We start from the raw sequence: 20,150 nt of genomic DNA on the forward strand, positions 1-20,150 counted from the left end.
GATCAATCTCCTTATTTTCTCGGGCTGACAGGCACCAGCACCGGCTTGCCTTGCGGCCAATATCTTGCGCAGGCTTGCGCACCACTGCCATAACAGCTGTGCATGGTCGTATCACCGGTGAAGACATTGCCCAACTCCTTGAGCAAGCTGCTGCCCTCAGGTATTACGCCGCCAGTACCCGGGTTATTGCCCATGAAGAACCACCTGCCCACCGGGTCGTTGTTATGAACTTCGTATTTAAGAACCATCTTCGCCTGTTCGACTGGGTCGGTGACGGCCGAACGGTTTTGCAAATAGGCCAACTGTTCATCGGCGGTGTAAACATTGAACGCTCCACCGAAGTTATACACCGTAGTCTTGCTGAGTAACCCGGCAGCATCTGGCATGTTGTAAATGGATTGTCGGGAGTTGCCGCCGGTCATAGTGCCGCGACTGTGTTCAGTCAGGTGCAAGCCAGTGGCGCCATAGTCGAGCTGCAGCTGGCGCGAGGCCGCGGTGTAGTTGGTCAAGCCGAAAAAGTCGTTATCCATCGCCTTCTGATACCCGGCAATCAACAGCTCCGACAGGGTATTGCCCGCCTTGGGAAACCACATGAAATACTGTGGCCCGGTCGCGCCAGGGTCGCGATGCTGAGCCGCGTATTTAGCCGCGGCTTTGTCGTCGTTGAAAATGCCATTGAGGGCTACGTTGACCACGTTGCTTTCATCCGCCCGCAGGTGTTGCCTTTCTGCATCACCCACTACACGGAACAACGGCTTGTGGTCCGCGCCTTCCTTCACATTGCCCTGTTCATCCAGCTCCAGCGCCAACATCTGTGGCGGCGTTTTGAACATGGTGCGATACGCCTCATCGGTAAACTGCACCCCTTGGCGATAGGCCTCATTCTTGATCGACTGCTCCGCCTCGGCGGTACGCTGCAGTTTGTCCAGGTCCTGACGCTCGGCGCCAACATGGGAATGGGCGGTGTCACGGTTAAGGCTGGCCACGGTTTGACTAGCATCACGGCCGGTCAATTGCTGCTGGCGGTAGGCATCAGTAATGAGGATATTGCCGGAACTCACCGCGCTCAGCGTGTTGCCCTCGGAAGAGTCCGAAGCCTTCCCTGCATCCAGGTAGTTGCTGAACAAGGCCTTGCTGGCGCCGTACATGCCCTGGCCGACAAAGTCGCTGCTGAGGGTGAGCCCACTGCTGTCGGCGCTGGCCTTGGCGCTGTTGTGCAGGTCAGCGGTGGTCAATGAGCCGGTACTCAAGCTGTTCTTGCCATCGGCAATTGCCTTGTCGTTGCTGGCGATCACGCCGCCCACCAAGTGGGTGTTGCCCTTGACCCGGATATCAAAACCACCGTCGCCGGCCCGAATGCCGCTCTGCTCAGTGACACTTTCAAAGTTGGATTTCTGAATGCCTTTGTTCTGACTCAACGTGAAGCTCGATGAGCCGATGCAGAATGGCGGCACGCAAATACTCACGCCCACGCCCAGGCTAGTCTGTTTGGCCTTGTAGGTACTGGTGTCCTGCAGGCTTTCGACACTGAAATCACCGCCCACATCGGCCGTGACTTGCTTGCCGCTCACCACTGCGCCCTTGAGTCGGGTATCGCCACCGGAATCGAGCGAGACCTTATTACCGGCGTCCACATGGGTATTGCTCCAGACCACATCATCGCCATCGGCCTTGCCACGGTTCTGGGACGCTCCGGCGTTAAAGCTGATGCCGTTGGTTTGGCCGCCGATGGCAATGCCAATCCCAAGGCTGGCGTTGCTGCCCTTTTCGGTCGTGCGCTGTTGCACCGTGTTTTGCGCGGCCAGCAAGGCAATAGCGCCGTCGGCCTTGAGGTTAACGTCATGGCCGGCGGTGATCTGGCTGCCTTGTACGGTCAGGTTGCTGTTCTTGCCGGCGCCGGCCGCGGTAATGTTGACATCACCACCGGCCAACACCGACGAGCTGGCGGCCGAATTGGAGGTCTGCTCGGTTTTACTCTCCTTCTTGCTGGTGCCGGCCGAAATGCTGATATTGATGCCGCCGGCCATTGACGGGTCCTTGTCATACTGGATATAGCCGTTGCCCGCCCCCATCAGGGTATTGACCAGCGCCAGGGTTTTGAGCCGGCCATCATCGGTGCGGTCGGACGCGGTTTTCATGCGCTGGGCGGTCTGCACGGCTTCGATTACCGGGTTGGTTACGGTAATCGTGAGGCCGCCTTGCTTGAACTTGGTCTCCTGGGTGATGTGTTGCTGGTCACGGGCCTCAAGGATATCGACCAACCGCGCGGCAATGTTCACATCGCCCTTGGGCGCCGTCACTTGGCTGCCGACCTGGCGGTAGGCATTGCCGGCCAGGATACTCACGTTGCCATCGGTGGCGCCGATGGTGCTGGCCGCCGCCGTTTCACTGTCGGTGCGGTTTTTGTCGCTGCGCTGCTGGCTGCCGATGGTCACCGCGATGGCGCCACCGCTGAACAGCCCGCTTTGCTTGACCTCCTTGAAGTGCTGTTCGCTGAGCTGGTCGGTGGCGGCCACCACATTCACATCGTGCCCGGCCACCAGGGTGGTGCCACTGGTGGAGACCACGTTACTGCCGCGCACATTCAAGTCATTGTCGGCCTTGACCCACGCGGTCTCGCCACTGAGGGTGGTGGCCTGGGCGCGGGTTTCACTCACGGTGTCGCGGGTTGTAGTGGTCTTGCTGGAGAACAAGCTGTTACTGCCGGTGACCCTATGGGCCTCGTCGACAAAGTTGTAGCTCTGGCTGGTGCTTAAATTGACGTCGCGGCCTGTCGAAACGGTGACCCCGCCCTGCTCGCTGACAACCTTGGCGCCTCGGGCATTAAGGTCATTGTCCGCGATCAGGCGTACCTCGCCCTCACCCTGGATAACACTGCCGACATCGGTGCGGCTCGCGTCCTTGCGCCAGTTGCTGGCGTTCCATTGCACGCTTTGTTCACGGCTCTGGGTCACCGTGCCCAGGTTGATATCGTGGCCAGCAACCACCGTGGTCTTGCCGTCCTTGCCGGAACTGACGATCTGCGCCGCACTCAGGTTGATATCGCGCGCCGCGTTCACCACCAGTTCACCCTTGGCATCGGAGACAAACAACCCGGCAACCCGCGAAATACCCGTGGCGGTGCCCTGGGCACTTTCGGTGTTGCGCGTGGTGGACACCATGTTGATATCGCGACCGGCAACCGTATTCAAGCGCGTGGAGGCATCGATCAACCCGCCGAGGTTGTTCAAGTCGGTGCGGGCTTTTACCTCCACCTCGCCACCGGACAGGCGCCCGCCCAGGTTCTGCAGGTTGTCGGCGGAAATCGCCAGCACACTGCGCCCGGCGATCGTGCCGCGGTTAACCAGGTCGCCTTGTAGCTTGAGGTCGACCACGTTGCCCGCCATCAGTGCACCGGAGCCATCCAGGTCGCCGTCGCGCACCCGCACATACACCTGCGGCACCAACGCCTGCGTCACGCTGCCGTCGGCAAGGGTCACGTCCTTCTTCACCAGCCAGACGATGTCGCTGGTCAACTGGGCCATTTGCTCAGGGCTGAGCGCCACACCCGGCACCAGCTTCCACTTGCCGGCGTAGGTCAGCGCACTGTCGAGCAACGCGCGGTACTGGGTCTCATCATTGGCGTAGCCATCGAGGAAGCGTCTGCCGGTGAGTTGGGCGATCTGTTCGCGGATCAGTTTTTGCTCATAGAAACCATCGCCCAGCCGCGTAAGGGTCAGGCCCGGATCCAGTTGCAGCCGATCCAGCATGTAGTTGGAAGACAGCCAGGAACGATAACTGGTGAAACGCGGGTCGCTCTCCACCAGATAGTTCGGGTTGGCCTGGGGATTGAGGTGGAACAGGCTGTTGTCCGGCACCTGCACATTAAGCCCGCCGGTACGGATTGACTCACCTACGCCTCCCGCCGCCGTCGCTTGCAGCGCCGCCACTTCCAGCACCGGGCCAGGCGCTCGGCCATTGCCCACATTGACCTTGGCCGCACTGGCACCGCCGGCAGCCTGATCGACGCTACTGGTCAGGCGAGTGCCGAGTTGCAGGCCACTGCCAGTATGGGCGGTGTTTTGCAGGTACTGGGTTGGCCGCAGGAAAATATCCGTGACGCTGGCGGCCGGGTTGTAGGCGGCTGTCGAACGGCCCTGACGGTCACGGCCCTTGCGATGGATGCGATACAAATGGCTGAACGTGCCACTGTCCGTCACCGTCTGCTGCCCGGTGACTTCGGTGTTGTTGAGCTGTCCGATAGTGCCCACCAACGTGCCGCCAGCGATGATCCGGCTCTTGTCGTTCAACACCGAATTGGCGGTCAGCAGCATTGAGCCGCCGGAAAGGATTTCACTCGGGTCCGAGGTGAGGATCTGGGTCTGGGTAGTGGTACGAGTGTAGTCGTAGCGGTTGTAGTTATCGGCCACGCCCTCGGGGCTGACCAAGTGGCTGACTTCGTCGTTGTAGAGTGAGATCTGATCCGGGCGATAGCGATTGGCAGAGCCGGTGTGCTGGAACTCCTGGACGCCTTCGCGGCTGACCTCAACCACTTGGGTGCTGAAGTGTTCGTTGGTATTTCGCAACTCGGCACTGTTAAGGCTCAGCCCGCCGAGTGCTTCGATACTTGCGCTGGCGTTATGCACCAGCCTGGCCTGGCCGGTGGCCTGGCCTTGGGCATCCAGCGCGCCGCCGATCAACAAGTCACCGGCACTGAAAAGCATGGCGTGCTCACGGTTGACCAGCGTCCCGACGCCAATGTCCAGGCGTTCGCGCGCGGCGATCACGGCCGCTCGGGCATCTTCCACATCATTGGTCAGTTGCCCCGCCGCAATGGATACGTGATCACCATAAATACGGCCGCTGCCAAGGTTGTTGAGCACCTGGGTATTGATTCGGGTGATCTGGGCATCGATCAAGCCACGGTTATTCAGGGTATCCCCCACATCGAGGGTCAATTGCGCCGCACTGATCTCACCGTTGGCGCGGTTTTCAACCCCACCGCTCGATACCCGCAATTGCTTGCCGGCCTGAACCCCACCCTGGTTGTCGAGCGTGCCTTGCAGGGTCACCTCTAGATTACCGTTGGCTTGCAGTTTGCCGGTATTGACCAACCCCGAAGCCAGGTTGAGGCTGATGTCGCCCAGGCTAAAAACGCGGCCATCGCCACTGAGGCTGGCGCTGGTCAGGCCGAGCCGTTCTCCGGCGATCAATGTACCGGCACTGTTGAGCAGCGCTTGGTCTGCGTTGATCGACACTTGCTTGCTCGACGAGATCAGGCCCGCACTGTTGTCCAACTGCCCGGTACTGTTGACGCTCAGCAACTGGTCGGCACGAATGGCACCCGAGCGGTTAAGCAACTGCGCCAGGTTCAGGGCTAACGACTGCCCCTCTACGCCCTGGTTGCTCCCTTGGGTCTGCTGGTTATCCAACTGTCCTGCATCGACCGTCAAGGTGCCCCCGGCACGCAGCAGGCCGCCGACGTTATCGAGGTGACCGCTGCCGATGTCCAGCCGCGCGTTCCCCAGGCTCTGCAGCTGGCCGCCGCGATTGCTCAGGCCGCCAGCGGTTAGCAGCAGGCTCTTTTCACTGCTGAGTACACCGGCGTCGAGGTTATCGACCTGCGCGGCATGGATCGCCACGTCGCCTTTACTGCCGATAAAGCCGGCGTTGTTGTTCAGGTTGCCGGAGCGCAGCGTGATACCGGCCTGCCCGAGGATGCCATTGGCGCTGCCCGAGTCAGTATTGGTCAACGTTTGCCCATGGGTGTCGAGTGTGATCGCACCGCTACCCTGGATAAGCCCGGCCTGGTTCTTGAGCTCACCACTGCGCAGGTCCACGGTGCCGCTGCCGATAATGGCGCCGCGCTGGTTTGACAGGCCTTGCCCGGCACTGTCGAGCAACAAGGCCGCGCCACTGATCAACCCATCGTCGTTATTCAGGCCCAGGCTGGTAATTGTCACGCCTTGCCGGGCCTGCACCACACCGCCGATGTTATCGAACGCGCCCTGGCTCACCGTCAGCACCAGCGGCCCGCCGACCGAACCCACGGTGCCCTGCCGGTTACGCAATGCGTCGGCGCTGACACTGAGTGCGCCGATGGCCGCCAGCGTGCCGTGGTCATTGTTCACCTGCCCGCCGGACAGCGTGAGGCTGTCGCCCGCAGTGATCTTGCCTTGCGCGTTGAGCAACTGCCCGGTACTCAACTGTGCGCCCTTGGCTGCGGCCAGCGTGCCTGCACTGTTGTCCAACAGCGTATGCGCGGTGACCTCGAGGTTGCCGGCCACCGCCGCCTGAACCGCGCCGCCTTGATTAAGCAAGCGATCAGCCGTCAGGCTGATATCACTGTCACTGGTCACTGTGGCGCCCGTGTTGTCCAGCAGGCCCATGGTGTTGATGCGCAACGTGCCCGCGCCGGTCTGCAGGATGTTCCCCTGCCGATTGGACAGTTGGTTGGTGTCGATTTGAATCTGCCGGGCTACGGTGGTGGCGCCGTCCAGTACCGCGTCGGCAACGGTGACTTGCAGTAGACCATTGCTCTGCAGGCTGCCTTGGGCACCTGTCAGCGCCTGGCCCTGAAGGGTCAGGCTGCCCGTGCCGGCATGCTCGATCCTGCCCTTGGCATTGGACAGGCGCGCCGCCGAAAGGCGTACGTCGGTCGCATTGCTGGCGATGCGTCCTTCGGTGTTATCCAGGCTGTCGGACACAGCAATCACCGTGGCGCCCTTGCCGACCTGGACGATTTCGCCTCGGCGGTTGGACAGGCTGCCGGCGGCCAATTGCACACCTTCGGTGTTGATTTTGGCACTGTCGGTGGTCAGGGTTTGTCGCACCGCTGTGCTCAACGTCCCTGTCGCGTCCAACGCTGCACCGCTTAAGTCAGCGCCGCCCGTGCGGGCAGTGAGCATGACATTGTGCGCAGCGGTCTTACTCGCATTGAGGTCAAGGTTCTCGGCGCTCAACTGCAGATCCCCGGCAGCAATCGCCGAGCCTTGGTGCTTGAGCGTCTGGCTGGCGCTGACGCGCAGTGCGCCATTGCCACTGACCGCGCCGTCAGTTGCCACACCTGCGCCCAATATCGACTTGCTGGCGTTGTCGATGGTTTGGGCAGTCAGGGTCAAGTCCTGCTGCGCAGCCACCACCCCTTGGTTGTTGATATCGCCACGACTGGACAGCGTCGCGGCGCCCTTGCTGTACAGCGAACCGCTGTTATCGATGCCCAGCTGGCTGTCCACCTGCAGGTTCTGACTGCTGCTGATTTGCCCGCTGTTGCCCAGGCGCCCGTCGGCGCTGATGACCACATCTCCGGCACTCGAACCTATTTGCCCGGCATTGCGCACGCCCAGGCCGGCTTCGGTACCCACCAACTTGATTTTGCCGGCATACATGCCACCCAGCTGCGCCACGTCAATGGCGACCTGGGGCTTATCGCCGGAACCGTTGATGACCGTCGCCTGGGTATTGTCGGCATTGACCTGGTTGGCGCCACTGGTCACCCGCAGGTCCTTGGCCCAGATACCGGCATTGACCTCGACCGAGCGTGCGATGACATCGGTAAAGTCGGTCTGCGATGCGTCCAGGCCCTTGCCGGAGATAACCACCTTGCCGCTTTCAACGCGGTAGCCTTGCAATTGGCCGTCCTGCAGCTGCGCACTGCCGCTGGTCAAGGTGGCACGGTTAGCGTTGATAAAACCACAGCCGTCACAGGCGATGCCCGACGGGTTGGCGATCACCACCTGGGCTCGGTCACCGGCGACTTCGATGTAACCACGCAATTGGCTGGGGTTGCTGCTGTTGACCTCATTAAGGATCACCCGCGCCGTACCGCCGGCCAAATGCGCATTGCCCTCGATCCAGCCACCCAGCTGAGTTTGGGTATTGGTGCGCGCATTGTTGAGGATCGCGCCTTGGGCATTAACGTCGAACTGGCTGTAGGTGTTACGTGACACCCCTTCCGCACTCGGGGCCTGAATGTTGACTTGGGGCACACCGTTTGCGGCGTTGATAATCACCGGTTGCTGGCCGGGCGCAGCGCCACGGTCAGCCACAATATCGCCCCAGGCCAGCGGCGAGGCCAATGTGATCAAGCCCAACGCCGCCATCAATGAGAACCGCAGGGGACGCAGTGTCAGCACAGTGTTCAAGACGACAGGGGCGACACCGATCCCGGTGCCTGAGTTTTTTTTGCTGCCCAGCACGTTTTCGGCCACTACCATCAGCAGGCCACGGGCTTTGTTAAAAACGATCCTGTAGAGGTGTTTGTTCATGACGATCCCTGTGTCTTGAAAGCTCTAAAATGCCGCAAGTACTACGATTGGCGGGCAACGGCCGCGATCGGCCACTTCAAGCGCGCCAGAGCAGCACCTTGAAACCGCTTGATCCGTAACCCGCGCTCGTTGCCCCGGTGATACAGAGCGCTGAACCGGTTGTCGGCAAACAAATGGCGCTGCACTAAGCGTGCAAGGCGGGCGCTGTGACCAAAAGGCGCCACCCAGTCCAGGAACCACAGTCGCTCGCCGCTGTTCCAGTCGTGCGCAGGCAGGCTGATGGCAGGATTTTGCACATAGCGCTGCTCGGCCTCGACGCTGAACCAACACCAGGCGGCGTAAAACACCGGGCGCCCCGATTCGTAGCCGATGATGAACTGGCGGTTGGCAATAGCTGGCAACAGCAGCGCGTTCAGGGTGTGCAGCGGCACATCGCGATGGCTCGCCGAATGCATCCACAGCCATACGGCGGCACCCAGCGCCTGGGCCTCGTTCCATGGCTTTTCGCTGAACGCCGGCGCGATCAGCTCAAGGTTATCGAGTTGCATGGCAAACCCTCACATCGACCACGTCAGGCTGAAACCTGCCGTGGTACTGGCAGTCTCGAAGCCCTTGGGTTTGCTGATCGGTTGACCGACAAACACGTCGTAAGACACTTGCCGGTAGCCACCGCGCAACCCCACCACGTACCCGGCCAGATGATCACCAATGAGGTATTGGCTTGAAGGCCCGCCCACCTTGCCGTAGTCAACACCCAGGTAGGTTTCCTGCCCGGAGTTGCCCAGCGCTAGGCCGAGGTCGTTACGCACCAGCCAACCACGGTCGGCCGACAAAATGTTTTCACCGTCAAACCCGCGCACGCTGTAGCGCCCGCCGATCGAGAAACGATCCTGCGGCACCAACGCCGTGCGGTTCCACTGCGCACGCCAGGCCGCGGTGTAACGCAAGCGCTGCGTGGCAAGGCCAAACGGTACGGAAAATTGCGCGTCGGCGTTGATGATCTGCGAACGCGAGGTCCCTTCGTCAAACGCCTCCTCAGGCGCAGCGATTGCGTTGCGCGCACCTGTGCCCCGGCGATAGCTGGTGCCCAGATCGAGCGTGGCGGTACCGATGAACTCCCGATGACTCAGCCCCAGCGCCCAGCCTGCCATGCGTCGGCGCTGAATTTCGATCTCGGTATCGTCGATATAGTTTTGCGAAGTGCGCGTCCAGCCACTGAGCTTGAGCGTGGTTTTGCGCACGGCATCGCGATACAGCAAGCGAGACGCGCTGATCTCATTGTTTTTGCTTTCTCCGGTGTACTTGTAAGTCTGGTTGGCCCCAGCGACCGTCTGGTGATAGTCATACTCGCTGGACGTGACGCCAAACAGCCAATAACCGTAGGGGACAGAGTAGTGCAAGGTATGGCCCTTGGAACCACGATTACCCGCGTCCCCCCGCCCAAGTCGTGGTTGAAGCTGGCGTAGAACAAATCGTTCAGGCTCAGCAGGTTGTCCAACGACACCGAAGCCGAACCCAGGTATTTACCTGTGGCGTCGGTTCCCGAATCATCTACCGACACGCTCAAACGCACGGGAAGTGCCTGTTTCCATGCGATAACCAAGTCACTGTCGCCCGGCTTTGCGTCCATCCCCTGGGCCGCGGCGATTTGGATATCCGCCTCAGCCGTGGGCACGCGTTTGAAGTTTTCCAACGCTTGCTCAAGATCACGCAGGTTCAGCAGGTCACCTGTTTTGGCAGGCACCGCGTTCCAGGCATTGGCTCGGGTAGAGGTGCCTTCGGCGAAGCGGATGGAATGAATGCGCCCCGGAATCAGGGTCAGTTGCAGCACACCGCTGTTTAAATCCTGAGGCGGTGCAAGCACGCGTGTCGTGACAAACCCGCGCTCGATGATTGCATTCTGGATTCGCTTCATCGTCAGGTTGATGCCTTGGGCACCCAGACATTGACCGGTGGCCGGGTCATTTTTGGGATCGGCGCTGCGCAGTGCCCATTGAAAATCTTCAGCCAACTCGCCGTTCAAGACGACCTGACGAATCAGGAAACAGGGGGATTCGCGCTTCTCGAGCAAAACCCCGGCGGAGGATGAGGGCGGCGCCTCAAGGCGCACATCCGGCGACGGCTCAAGTTGCTCGCGCAACGCTCGCTCGCGGTCCTGCTGCAATAGCAACTGTTGGGCAGGTGCGGGAGGGTCAGCGGCCTGCACGCCGAAACTGCTGATCAAACCGAACAACAATACGGCCACCGAATGAAGGGACGGTGGCAGTTTTCTAACAGGCAAGTACAACGTACCGAAACGGGCCAGGTACTCCTTAGGCCGGAAACATACTTTCATTTCGCATCCCTGTGAAATCTTCCTGCGGGTGCAGCATGCACCAGAACGGCACGTGATCTGCGAGAATTGCCTCTGACAGGCAACTCTCCTATGAACAACTGTTGCTCATTAAAGTTCAAGGGCGCGTGAGAAATTTCCTACACTTAAGTTCCCCCCGGTTTCTTAGACCCCTCTAAGAGACTACTCTTGGCCGGTGAGCGACCGTCGCTCTGATTAGCCATCCTTGTCTTTCCACACGTGGAGGACTTGTTATGAACATCATCGCTACCTGCGGCCGTCAGCCCTGGAACAAAGGAAAACTAGTCGGGCAGAAAGCCGCACTCCGACTGAGAGATATCTGGGCCATCCGAGTAAGGCTTCAAATTGCGGAAAGAACCCGGGATCTGGCTCTCTTCGATCTGGCCATCGACAGTAAGCTTCGAGCCTGCGACTTAACCAAGCTCCGCGTGCGCGATGTCGCCAATGGCGAACACGTATCATCACGAGCCATGGTGATGCAGCAGAAAACGCAGCGACCAGTGCAGTTTGAGATCACTGAGCAAACACGGTCAGCTCTCGTGGCATGGATACATCAGGCACAACTACGCAGCGAGGACTGCCTTTTTCCTAGTCGGCTACATACCTCAGACCATCTATCCACTCGTCAATACGCTCGTATCGTCAAAGGCTGGGTGAAAGCCGTAGGCCTTGATCCAGCCATGTATGGCACTCACACAATGAGACGTACGAAGGCATCACTAATCTATCGCAGAACGAAGAACCTACGGGCGGTTCAGTTGCTGCTCGGCCATACGAAGCTGGAGAGCACTGTTCGATATCTGGGGATTGAGGTCGATGACGCCCTGGAGATGGCGGAACAGACTGAGGTTTGATCATGCATAGCGACGGTCGAAGTCAGACCGTCGCTAACCGGCCAATTGATGCCTGTCGTGAACGACCGTTTAACCCCACGCCTGACTGGATTGCAAACTGCTGACACGCGTAGATTCTGTTTTCGATTCGTTTAATGCCGTCGTTGCCAGACCATGAGCAGAGAGGAAACAACCGCTCGAAAACTCGAACCGTAGACTCGAGGGCCAGTGGGTAGTCGGAGTCATATTCCTGCAACCATCAAATCCAGATTCTGCACCGCCGCTCCAGCGGCTCCCTTCCCAAGATTGTCAAATACCGCAGCCAACAAAACCTGCCCCGTCTCATCATTTTCAAACACCATCAATCGCAAACTATCAGTCCCGTTAAGCGCCTGAGGATCAAGGTGCGTCAACCCTTTAGCCTCCTGCATCGACATCACCTGTACATGGTCCGCATCGATGTAGTGCTGCATAAGACACGCATGCAACCGCACCGCATCCACGCCCGACGCCAACAACCGAAGTTGCAACGGTATGGTCAGCACGATCCCCTGCCGAAAAGCCCCATAGGCCGGCACAAACATCGGCCGCTCCATCAGACCGCTTTGCTGCTGAATCTCCGGAATATGTTTGTGTGCCAGCCCCAGACCATAAACCTGAAAAGACGGCGCCTGTGATGCGCCTTCTCCCTCATGCTCTTGCACTCCGACGCGCCCTTTTCCTGAATAGCCCGACACAGCATGAATGCTCGTCGGGAGGTCCCTGGGCAGCAGCCCGGCCTCCAGCAATGGGCGCAGCAGCCCTATCGCCCCCGTGGGATAGCAACCGGGATTGCTGACCCGCCGCGCCGTGGCGATGCGTTGGGCCTGCTGCGAGTTCATCTCCGCAAAACCATAGGTCCAGTCTGGATGAGTGCGGTGCGCCGAACTCGCATCGATCACCCGAACGGCGGGGTTTTCGATGCTCACTACAGCGTCGCGGGCGGCTTGATCGGGCAAGCAGAGAATCGCGATGTCGCAGGCGTTGATGATTTCGGCGCGACGTTGCGGATCCTTGCGGTGTTCGGGGCTGAGCGTGATGAGCCGCAGATCGGTCCGGTCGCTTAGACGTTGATGGATTTGCAACCCGGTTGTGCCTTGGTCGCCGTCGATGAATATAAGGGGACTTGCCATGGAATGCTCTCGGACATAGGAATCAGGAGTTCCAATCTTCAGTGCGGGGGCAAGATAGGAAAAGTTGAATTTACTAACGATGAAATTCAGTTTTTCTGAACAAGGAATGACTCATGCGCGAAATCAGCCTGGACCGTCTGCGCACGTTGGTGGCCATTGCCGACCTGGGTTCGTTTGCCGAGGCGGCCCGTGTGCTACACCTCGCACCACCTACGGTCAGTTTGCATATCGCCGACCTGGAGTCACGGGTTGGCGGCAAGCTGTTGTCGCGCACGCGTGGGCGCGTTCAGCCTTCGGCGATTGGGGAAACACTGGTGGAACGCGCGCGGCGCCTGTTGGCAGATGCAGAGCAGGCGCTTGAGGACGTGGAGCGTCAGGTGCAGGGCTTGGCCGGGCGTGTGCGGCTGGGTGCCTCCACAGGGGCTATCGCACAGTTGATGCCGCAAGCTTTGGAGACGTTGAGCCAGCGTCATCCCGCTATCGATGTGCAGGTCACGGTGCTCACGTCACAGGAAACTTTGAAGAAGCTTGCCGAGGGCTCTTTGGAGATCGGTCTGGTCGCGCTGCCACAGACCCCGGTGAAGGAATTGCGGATCGAGCCATGGCGGCGGGACCCGGTCATGGCCTTCTTGCCGGCACGCTGGGAATGCCCGGATGTCGTGACCCCCGGTTGGCTGGCAGCTCAGCCATTGATTCTGAATGACAACACTACTCGGCTTTCGCGCTTGATCTCGGAGTGGTTCGCCAGTGATGGACGGCAGCCCACGCCGCGTATTCAACTGAACTACAACGATGCGATCAAAAGCCTAGTGGCGGCCGGTTATGGTGCGACGTTGTTGCCGCATGAAGCCTCCACGCCATTGCCCGATATCAGGATCGTCATGCGGCCATTACAGCCCTTATTGTGGCGTCAACTCGGTATTGCCCACCGTGGTGGGGGCGTCGAGCGGCCGACGCAACATGTGCTGGATGTGTTGTGGGGGTTAAGTGCGGGCTAGTGCGATGTTGTCAGAGAAAGGCCGCTTTCGACCCAAAGCTGCCGGTCAGATCCCGTGGATGTCGGACAAATAGCCCAAACGCCTACGCATTCCCAGGCTGATATTTGAGAGGGTAAACTGAGCACTTTGCCATCTGTGTGGTACCGATATGGACATCAATCTACTGACCGAATCCATGCTTGGCCACTGGCGTGCTCCCTCTGGTGTCTGGCAATGCGAATTCCAGTTCGGCAGCCGATTGATTTACGTCCAGCACCACAATGACGAGCCACCTTACGCCAGGCTCGCCGCTGCGCAACGCGCGGTCAAGGCTACGTGGGATGATTTGCCCCAGGCACTGGCGTTTGCCGAACAGCACTGTAAAGCACAGATGCCCGAACTGATGCGGTTGTACGAAACCCACATGCCGTGGGAATCTCCGTTGTTCGTGTACTCGATCCACTTCGATCTCGACAAACCTTACCCTAGCTATACCATTTCCAAGAACCCTGACTTCGATTGGGATCGCATCCTGATCGACGAAGATGAACTGTGCCAGGAACACAGTGTTTGCATGGAGCAATATGAGCCAAAGGATAACTTTTGGGTTTACGTCAGGCGCGTGGGGTTTCAGCAATTCGAGCTTGGGATTAGCTTGGCAATCAACTATGTATAACCCCCCAGCCCCCGAATCACCGCTGATTAAGTAGACACTGGAGAGCGTCCGCTTCTGGCCGAAAGCGGCCAATCGCGAAGGCAGCTATCGGCCCGGAGCGGTCACTCCGCCCGCTGGCCCCTGGGCCACTCCTTCTTAAACATGTCCGTCGTCTGGACAAAATCGACGAAACGCTTGTTAGCGAAGGAAAGGTATTCGTTCGCCCGCCAGCACAAACTGAAACTCATGATTTGTGGGGGGTTGAAAGGCACGCCCAGAATGCCCGGCTCGCGCTCCTGAACAGAGCGCAATAAGGTGGAAATCCCCATACCATCGGCAGTGGCCTTGATGACGAGTGACACGAAGTTGCTTTGCAGTGCAATCCGGTAATTTGCGCTCCCCGCACCGCAGAAAGCGTCGAGTAAATGGCGTTGTAGGAATGTCTGGTCGAACACCACCATGGGCTCATCCTGCAAGTGTCGGGCTTCTAGAAAGGGTTCCTGGGCTAACGGGTTGTGTTCGTTCATGCATAGCACCATCTCGTCTGTTCCCAGTAGTACTGAGTCCCAACTCGATTGCACTCGCCGCGACTCCAACATCGCGACGTCGATGTCGCGGTCTTCAAGGCGCTGGCTGATGTCATCGGCGCTGCCTTCCAGCACGGTCATCACAATGCCCGGATAGTGGATCCGAAATGCGCTGAGCACCTCGGGGATATAGTTGAGACCGAACATCGGGGGCACGCCTACGCGGATCTCGCCGCTCTGCAATTGCATCATGTCGCGCAGCTCTTGCCGCGCCATGTCCAGCTCCAGTAACGCTACTTGCACACGTGTCAGAAAGCTTTGCCCTTCAGCGGTCACGGTGATTTTCCGGCCAGCGCGATTGAAGAGAGTGACACCCAGCTCCTCCTCCATCCGGCTTACCGCCATGCTCAGAGCAGGTTGCGCGATGTGCAGGCTCTCTGCAGCGTTGGTGAAGCTGCCTTGCCGGGCCACTTCGACGCAGCATCTAAGGGCTTTCAGGTTCATGGCAGATACGCTCGTGGTGGAAGTCACAGAATAACCATCTGTGATGAAAGTCATCACATCTTAATATTATTCGTGATGAATGTGAGTTACTAACATGCGCGCCAGTGACCGTGGTCCGCGCCTCTTGCGTGGCCCGAATATCGAGGCCGTCATGCTCAAGCTTCTTGTGTCCCCCTTACAACGCTGCTTGCTGGCGTGCTCGGCGGTGGTCTTGCCAGCCTGATTGGCTGGCCACTGCCTTGGGTGATTGGATCGTTGGCAATGGTGATGGTCGTGCGCTGCTGCGGTTGGTTGTTGCCAGAGATTCCCCATGGCCGTAAAGCAGGACAACTGATCGTCGCTACGGCAATCGGTTGCCACTTCACCTTGAGCGTCATGCACGAGGTGCTTTCAAATCTGGGGGTTGTGACAGTGGCAATTGCGCTCACTTTGGTGCTGGCATCGCTGGGTATCGTCATCCTGTGCCGTTGGGGCGTGCCTTATTCGACGGCTTACTTCGCACTGATGCCTGCCAATTCAACAGAGATGATCCACTTGGCACGCCAACGAGGCGCAGATGCCGGCTTTGTAGCGGCAGCGCATAGCGTCCGGCTGTTATTGATTCTGCTCGGCGTCCCGTTAGCCGCATCGTTTGCTGCACCTCACGCGGTGCAGGCTATTGCCCTGCCTGTAGTGTGGGGATGGCTATTGGCCGTTCTGCCATTGGGATTGGTCGCAGCATTGCTGTTCAAGCGTTTCGATTTGCCTAACCCCTGGACCTTTGGCCCATTTCTAGTGTGTGCCGTAGTTGTCCCAAGCGCCGATCTGCACATGAGCATGCCAGGTTGGCTAAGTGCCTGTGGGCAATTGATGGTTGGGTGCGCGCTTGCGATCAATTTTGATCGCGCATTCTTCCGTCGGGCACCGGCTTTCTTGTGCAAAATAATGTCGTTGCTCGCGGGTTCTGTGATAGCGACGGGGGCGGTCGCGTGGGTGCTTGGATGGCTGCTGGGCGTTTCTTGGCTTTCACTGGGACTCGGCATGATGCCTGGTAGCGCGCCCGAGATGAGCCTCACGGCTGAGGCGTTGAACCTGGCCGTCACGCTCGTGACGGCGATGCAGATCATCCGAATGATTTTGATACAAGCGGCCACGTTGCCCCTGTATAGGTGGATGGCTGCTCGCTTAAAAACCGGGCTGGTTAAAAATGCAGGTAGGCCCGAATGACCGATTCTGGCCGTTAGTGGACACTCAGATTCCTCAGTCTTGAACACAACCCCCCGCCCAATCTAAAAGACGCATACCAATAACAGCTCTCGAATTCCCCGAGGAAAAGGTAGGCTTGCGGATGCAATCCGAAAAATTGCGAAAGCAATAACCAAATCCCACCCAATAAAAAACCCCGCAGACGTAAATCTACGGGGTTTTCAAGAGTGGAGGCCGAGGTCGGAATCGAACCGGCGTAGGCGGATTTGCAATCCGTTAACGAGCCTCTATTTCATTGGGCGTCTACGACGGAGTGGCCGTATTTGCTGGGGTTGTGGCAAACATGCTGTATGCCCATACATAGATATATGGGACATCCAGTGTCCCAGGATTGTCCCACGCCATCCAGACGCCCACCCTCCCTAGCATCCAGCCGACGAACACCACTCCCCAAACCTGTCACACCTCGATTACTGTACGCACATACAGTATTTGAGATTTTGCTATGGACGTTGACATGTGCACCGACGACTGGCTTGGCTGCCCTACACCTTTGCAGATGTACAAGCACCAGTGCTCAATCCTCGTGGATGAGCTGATAGAAACCCAGCGGATGTTGCGCAGAGCTCGGGAGAATATTGCCGGTCTCGTCCATATGAATGAGCTGCTGGCCGACGGCAAATCCCAGGCAGAAGAGTCGCTCAAGGCAGCGATGGCAGAAATGGACCACCTGAAGGAACGAGCCTCCTTTGCTTCCGTGCAAAGCGTGCAGATTGTTACGGGCCAGCGCGACCACCTATTCCGGGAGAACCAGCGATTGCTGCTGGAGTTGGCTGTACTCAAGGGGCCACAGCCCTGACGTACGCCTGGCACGCCCGCAGCGCGATCACGGCGTTATCCCCGTCGTCGGTGATGGCGATAATTCGTTGCGCATGCGCTGGGTCAAGTTGGGCTCGACGGGCTGCATGAACCACGCCGGCGGCGCCGGGGGCGGAAGGCACGTCGCAGCCACTGGCTGTGTCCGTGGCGTCGAGAAGGACTGACAGCCGGACATCAGCAGTGGCAAGGCGATCGCGCAGAGCAGCTTGGTTACGTTGGGCATCGGAGAGTTCCTTGGAATGTTGTTGGTCCTGGCCGGCGAGCTGCTGCTCCAGGGCCAGGCGCTTGTCCTGCTCGGCTCGGGCCTGGGCGGCGGCGGCATTGCTGATCGCGGTCAAGTCGTCCTCGTGCAGGCCGGCCTGCTCGGCGAGCACCTTGCCCATCCGCCAGTCCTGCACCTGCCAGGCCGCACCAAAGCCGATGGCAAGCGCCAGCACGAATGCCAGCCCCAGGCCGATCAGCTTCTGGACGGGGGTCATCACGGCACATCCTTGAAGAAAATGTGGTGGCCGAGGCGCAGGGTCTCCTTGGCGACCGCCGCCCAGGCCGGTGGCTTCGGCATGGTCGTGGCGTAGTAATGCGTGGCGCCGCCGGTGGGATCTGGCAACGCACCGGACATCACCTGGTCAGCAGCTTGCTGCGCCTGGGCGAACTGCGCGGCTGGGATCGGCTTGGCGCCGCTGAGGTATGCGTAGTTCGGGTCGTTCTGGTTCCAGCAGCTGAACTGCCAGGGCTTCAGGCATACGCCGGCGTAGCCCTCCCCCCACCATGACTTGGCCTTGCCGTCGAACACACGGTTGCGGATAGTCCAGGCCACGGCGATCTGTCCGTCCAGGCCTTCGCCGCGGGCCTCCCCCCATAGTGTACGGGCCAGGATGTCCTGGTCTTTATCGAATGTGTTCATGCTTTCCTCCAGGCAATAAAAAACCCGCTCTGAGCGGGTGGCGGTGTTCGGCAGAAACCTAAGACGCTGATGGAGGGCTGAGCCGATTTATGGTTGCGCGGGCGGCTGTGCGCGCATCTTTGATATCGTCCGGGATCGGTTTGCCATCCTCAAGAAGGGAGAAAGCGTGCCAGTTGGTCTCATTCAGGTATGCCCAAGCTTGCTCGAGGTTAACTTCATCAACTACATCTTGCTCCGTCTTGATCGGTTCAAGTTTTGTCCAGTCCACCATCTTATTTCCCCTCCTGAGCTTCTGGCAGTTCGACCATGGGAAGTGTGGGCGCCGAGGTGTCAGGGAATGTGATCGGCCCATTCCTCGCATCGATCACGATTGGCTCTATTGGATTTCGATATTTGTCAGGGCTATCTGCTTGCACTGGGAGGCGCAAAGTTAAATGAATCGCCTGCCCTCTACGCTCAACGTAATCAACAAACCAATCGCTAGCAATTGCTGAAGACGGTAGCCTAAACCCTACTTTTAGAGGAGCAAAGTCGTAGCTATCTCCATTTAACGTCAAAACATCACCATTTACGGAACCTGAAACAGTATCGCTTGTTAGAAACGGCATCAGTTTAATCTTCATTTCCATTGACTCCATATAGTGATTCTGGGATTGAAAGATTGAGCAGTGCCCCCGTTTCTTATTGCCAAAGTAACCGACGTCGCAGTATCAGCAAATCCTGACACAATACCGTAATGATCATAACTGTTGCTTGGCTGAGCGAGTCCAGCTACGCATGCTTTAGCCAGATCCGGCCCGACAGAAACTGGCAAATTATAGCGCACCACTGTAGAGGTGTTGGCCGGCACGTTTCCGGAAGCCCCTAAACTACCACTTATTAACTGCAGGCCATTTAGAAACTTGCAGATATCCAGGCCCGAAACTGTTGTTCTTGATAACAACCCTCCGCCAGCGGGATCTAACAAAGCAGAGGCGCTATCAAACTTTGTTCCAAGCAGTGTGTATATTTCTGATGTCATCGAGTTAATCTTCACACCAGTGCTTCGGGTGGTATCTCCACCGACACCTGTTGGCGCTGTTCCTAAATTGATCTCTTGCCTTGCCATTGTGAAGCCCCCTATTGAATAGTCTTGCCGACCATAACGGTTAAACCCGTAGCAACTGTGTTACCGCTGTTTGTTATAAGTCCGATTTTTAACAGTCTTGCAGGATAATCCCACATCGCCGCTATTTCTCGGGTACCTACGCCAGAAGTGCCGGCGATAGCAGACATTACGAAATTATTAATCATGAAATATTCATCTTCTTCAAGATTAAATGGCGCGCTGAAATAGGTAATTGATAGTCCCTGCCCCGTTTGACCGCTTCCGGTATAGGTCCAAGTATTGCTAGACCTAACAAAGATAGCTGGCGGCGATGCAGAATCGAAGATCGGGCTTGCGGCTGCGCTCCAAAACCGAGCACCGTATGTAGCGAGTGGTTGAGTTACAAAGTTTGCGACAAACCAGCGACCAGCAGGCTGAATGGTGTAATCGTTGAACCGTCGAACCCTAAATCCCGTCCAACCTCCAGGCGCCCCCAATATCTCAAGGTTGCTCATCCCGATGATGCCGCTGGCGCTATTGGGGCGAATGAATACAAGAGGCTGCTCTTGAGTGGTAATTGCAGCAGGAAACAGGGTCAGTGAGGACGCACCACTTGATTCATTGGCGACGTAGGCGCCCTTGTACAAGGTAGACATCCGAGTGAACTCAGAATCAACTACCGTACGATTATCGTCACCGGCGGTAAAAAGAAACCCATAGGAATCAGCCATTACTTAAACCTCACCACTACCAGTCTCTGCTGAAAACTCGTAAGCGCAGAGTTGCCGTAGGGGTCACCCCGTATAGTCCTCCACACCCTAACAACCC

At 58.4% G+C, this 20,150-nt stretch carries 16 protein-coding genes and 1 pseudogene; 5 read left to right on the plus strand and 12 right to left on the minus strand.

Annotation, left to right across the window (positions count from 1 at the left end):
* Window positions 1-11: 11 nt before the first annotated feature.
* The 4 genes and pseudogenes from C4J88_RS14330 to C4J88_RS27745 all read right to left on the minus strand — a co-directional run.
* The gene (locus tag C4J88_RS14330) at window positions 12-8,246 is read right to left on the minus strand and encodes a hemagglutinin repeat-containing protein (protein ID WP_124407307.1); all 8,235 of its coding nucleotides are present in this window, start codon (window positions 8,244-8,246) and stop codon (window positions 12-14) included.
* A gap of 41 nt (window positions 8,247-8,287) precedes the next feature.
* Window positions 8,288-8,794, minus strand: coding sequence for a toxin-activating lysine-acyltransferase (locus C4J88_RS14335; RefSeq protein WP_124407308.1), 507 nt, complete (start codon window positions 8,792-8,794; stop codon window positions 8,288-8,290).
* Between the two features lie 9 nt (window positions 8,795-8,803).
* On the minus strand, window positions 8,804-9,646 hold the full coding sequence (locus C4J88_RS27740; protein WP_256659028.1) for a ShlB/FhaC/HecB family hemolysin secretion/activation protein: 843 nt from the start codon (window positions 9,644-9,646) through the stop codon (window positions 8,804-8,806).
* A gap of 95 nt (window positions 9,647-9,741) precedes the next feature.
* Window positions 9,742-10,581 (minus strand): annotated as a pseudogene (locus C4J88_RS27745) (POTRA domain-containing protein); the annotation flags it as partial.
* Between the two features lie 251 nt (window positions 10,582-10,832).
* Between C4J88_RS27745 and C4J88_RS14345 the strand changes: the two are divergent.
* Window positions 10,833-11,453: a tyrosine-type recombinase/integrase gene (locus C4J88_RS14345; protein WP_124407309.1), complete on the plus strand. Its 621-nt coding sequence runs from the start codon at window positions 10,833-10,835 to the stop codon at window positions 11,451-11,453.
* Between the two features lie 221 nt (window positions 11,454-11,674).
* Here C4J88_RS14345 and argC read toward each other — a convergent pair whose 3' ends face one another.
* A complete protein-coding gene (gene argC / locus C4J88_RS14350; RefSeq protein ID WP_124407310.1) occupies window positions 11,675-12,604 on the minus strand; it encodes an N-acetyl-gamma-glutamyl-phosphate reductase in 930 nt (309 codons plus the stop codon).
* Window positions 12,605-12,717: 113 nt separating this feature from the next.
* Here argC and C4J88_RS14355 point away from each other — a divergent pair, with 113 nt between their 5' ends.
* On the plus strand, window positions 12,718-13,602 hold the full coding sequence (locus C4J88_RS14355) for a LysR family transcriptional regulator (RefSeq protein ID WP_124407311.1): 885 nt from the start codon (window positions 12,718-12,720) through the stop codon (window positions 13,600-13,602).
* Between the two features lie 148 nt (window positions 13,603-13,750).
* Window positions 13,751-14,257, plus strand: a complete 507-nt coding sequence (locus C4J88_RS14360; protein ID WP_124407312.1) for a hypothetical protein — start codon at window positions 13,751-13,753, stop codon at window positions 14,255-14,257.
* Between the two features lie 101 nt (window positions 14,258-14,358).
* On the opposite strand, the gene C4J88_RS14365 is transcribed toward C4J88_RS14360, so the two are convergent.
* On the minus strand, window positions 14,359-15,267 hold the full coding sequence (locus C4J88_RS14365) for a LysR family transcriptional regulator (protein ID WP_124407313.1): 909 nt from the start codon (window positions 15,265-15,267) through the stop codon (window positions 14,359-14,361).
* A gap of 183 nt (window positions 15,268-15,450) precedes the next feature.
* On the opposite strand from C4J88_RS14365, the gene C4J88_RS14370 reads away from it, so the two are divergent.
* Window positions 15,451-16,473: an AbrB family transcriptional regulator gene (locus C4J88_RS14370; RefSeq protein WP_124407314.1), complete on the plus strand. Its 1,023-nt coding sequence runs from the start codon at window positions 15,451-15,453 to the stop codon at window positions 16,471-16,473.
* Window positions 16,474-16,957: 484 nt separating this feature from the next.
* Window positions 16,958-17,311, plus strand: coding sequence for a hypothetical protein (locus C4J88_RS14375; protein ID WP_124407315.1), 354 nt, complete (start codon window positions 16,958-16,960; stop codon window positions 17,309-17,311).
* Here the strand turns inward: C4J88_RS14375 and C4J88_RS14380 are convergent.
* Genes C4J88_RS14380 through C4J88_RS14405 form a run of 6 tightly spaced genes read right to left on the minus strand, consistent with a single transcriptional unit; the run spans window position 17,292 to window position 20,053 of the window.
* Entirely contained in the window at window positions 17,292-17,810 is a 519-nt protein-coding gene (locus C4J88_RS14380; RefSeq protein WP_124407316.1) for a lysis system i-spanin subunit Rz, read from the minus strand. The genes C4J88_RS14375 and C4J88_RS14380 overlap by 20 nt on opposite strands.
* Complete coding sequence (locus C4J88_RS14385; RefSeq protein ID WP_124407317.1) at window positions 17,810-18,235, minus strand: cell wall hydrolase; 426 nt, start codon at window positions 18,233-18,235, stop codon at window positions 17,810-17,812. The genes C4J88_RS14380 and C4J88_RS14385 overlap by 1 nt, the downstream gene beginning before the upstream one ends.
* Window positions 18,236-18,293: 58 nt before the next feature.
* Window positions 18,294-18,506, minus strand: a complete 213-nt coding sequence (locus tag C4J88_RS14390; protein ID WP_124407318.1) for a hypothetical protein — start codon at window positions 18,504-18,506, stop codon at window positions 18,294-18,296.
* A gap of 1 nt (window position 18,507) precedes the next feature.
* Window positions 18,508-18,858, minus strand: coding sequence for a hypothetical protein (locus tag C4J88_RS14395; RefSeq protein WP_124407319.1), 351 nt, complete (start codon window positions 18,856-18,858; stop codon window positions 18,508-18,510).
* Window positions 18,855-19,343, minus strand: a complete 489-nt coding sequence (locus tag C4J88_RS14400; RefSeq protein WP_124407320.1) for a hypothetical protein — start codon at window positions 19,341-19,343, stop codon at window positions 18,855-18,857. The genes C4J88_RS14395 and C4J88_RS14400 overlap by 4 nt, the downstream gene beginning before the upstream one ends.
* A gap of 11 nt (window positions 19,344-19,354) precedes the next feature.
* Window positions 19,355-20,053, minus strand: a complete 699-nt coding sequence (locus C4J88_RS14405; protein ID WP_124407321.1) for a hypothetical protein — start codon at window positions 20,051-20,053, stop codon at window positions 19,355-19,357.
* Window positions 20,054-20,150 lie beyond the last annotated feature (97 nt).

Origin of the sequence: Pseudomonas sp. R4-39-08 (assembly GCF_003852275.1) — a bacterium.
Classification (GTDB): domain Bacteria; phylum Pseudomonadota; class Gammaproteobacteria; order Pseudomonadales; family Pseudomonadaceae; genus Aquipseudomonas.

Excerpts from the sequence above, each read along its gene's own strand:
- C4J88_RS14395 (WP_124407319.1), bottom strand. The coding sequence starts at position 18,858 with ATGAAGATTAAACTGATGCCGTTTCTAACAAGCGATACTGTTTCAGGT.
- C4J88_RS14365 (WP_124407313.1), bottom strand. The coding sequence starts at position 15,267 with ATGAACCTGAAAGCCCTTAGATGCTGCGTCGAAGTGGCCCGGCAAGGC.
- argC (WP_124407310.1), bottom strand. The coding sequence starts at position 12,604 with ATGGCAAGTCCCCTTATATTCATCGACGGCGACCAAGGCACAACCGGG.
- C4J88_RS14335 (WP_124407308.1), bottom strand. The coding sequence starts at position 8,794 with ATGCAACTCGATAACCTTGAGCTGATCGCGCCGGCGTTCAGCGAAAAG.
- C4J88_RS14355 (WP_124407311.1), top strand. The coding sequence starts at position 12,718 with ATGCGCGAAATCAGCCTGGACCGTCTGCGCACGTTGGTGGCCATTGCC.
- C4J88_RS14390 (WP_124407318.1), bottom strand. The coding sequence starts at position 18,506 with ATGGTGGACTGGACAAAACTTGAACCGATCAAGACGGAGCAAGATGTA.
- C4J88_RS14400 (WP_124407320.1), bottom strand. The coding sequence starts at position 19,343 with ATGGCAAGGCAAGAGATCAATTTAGGAACAGCGCCAACAGGTGTCGGT.
- C4J88_RS14380 (WP_124407316.1), bottom strand. The coding sequence starts at position 17,810 with ATGACCCCCGTCCAGAAGCTGATCGGCCTGGGGCTGGCATTCGTGCTG.
- C4J88_RS14345 (WP_124407309.1), top strand. The coding sequence starts at position 10,833 with ATGAACATCATCGCTACCTGCGGCCGTCAGCCCTGGAACAAAGGAAAA.
- C4J88_RS14375 (WP_124407315.1), top strand. The coding sequence starts at position 16,958 with ATGGACGTTGACATGTGCACCGACGACTGGCTTGGCTGCCCTACACCT.
- C4J88_RS14405 (WP_124407321.1), bottom strand. The coding sequence starts at position 20,053 with ATGGCTGATTCCTATGGGTTTCTTTTTACCGCCGGTGACGATAATCGT.
- C4J88_RS14360 (WP_124407312.1), top strand. The coding sequence starts at position 13,751 with ATGGACATCAATCTACTGACCGAATCCATGCTTGGCCACTGGCGTGCT.
- C4J88_RS14330 (WP_124407307.1), bottom strand. The coding sequence starts at position 8,246 with ATGAACAAACACCTCTACAGGATCGTTTTTAACAAAGCCCGTGGCCTG.
- C4J88_RS14385 (WP_124407317.1), bottom strand. The coding sequence starts at position 18,235 with ATGAACACATTCGATAAAGACCAGGACATCCTGGCCCGTACACTATGG.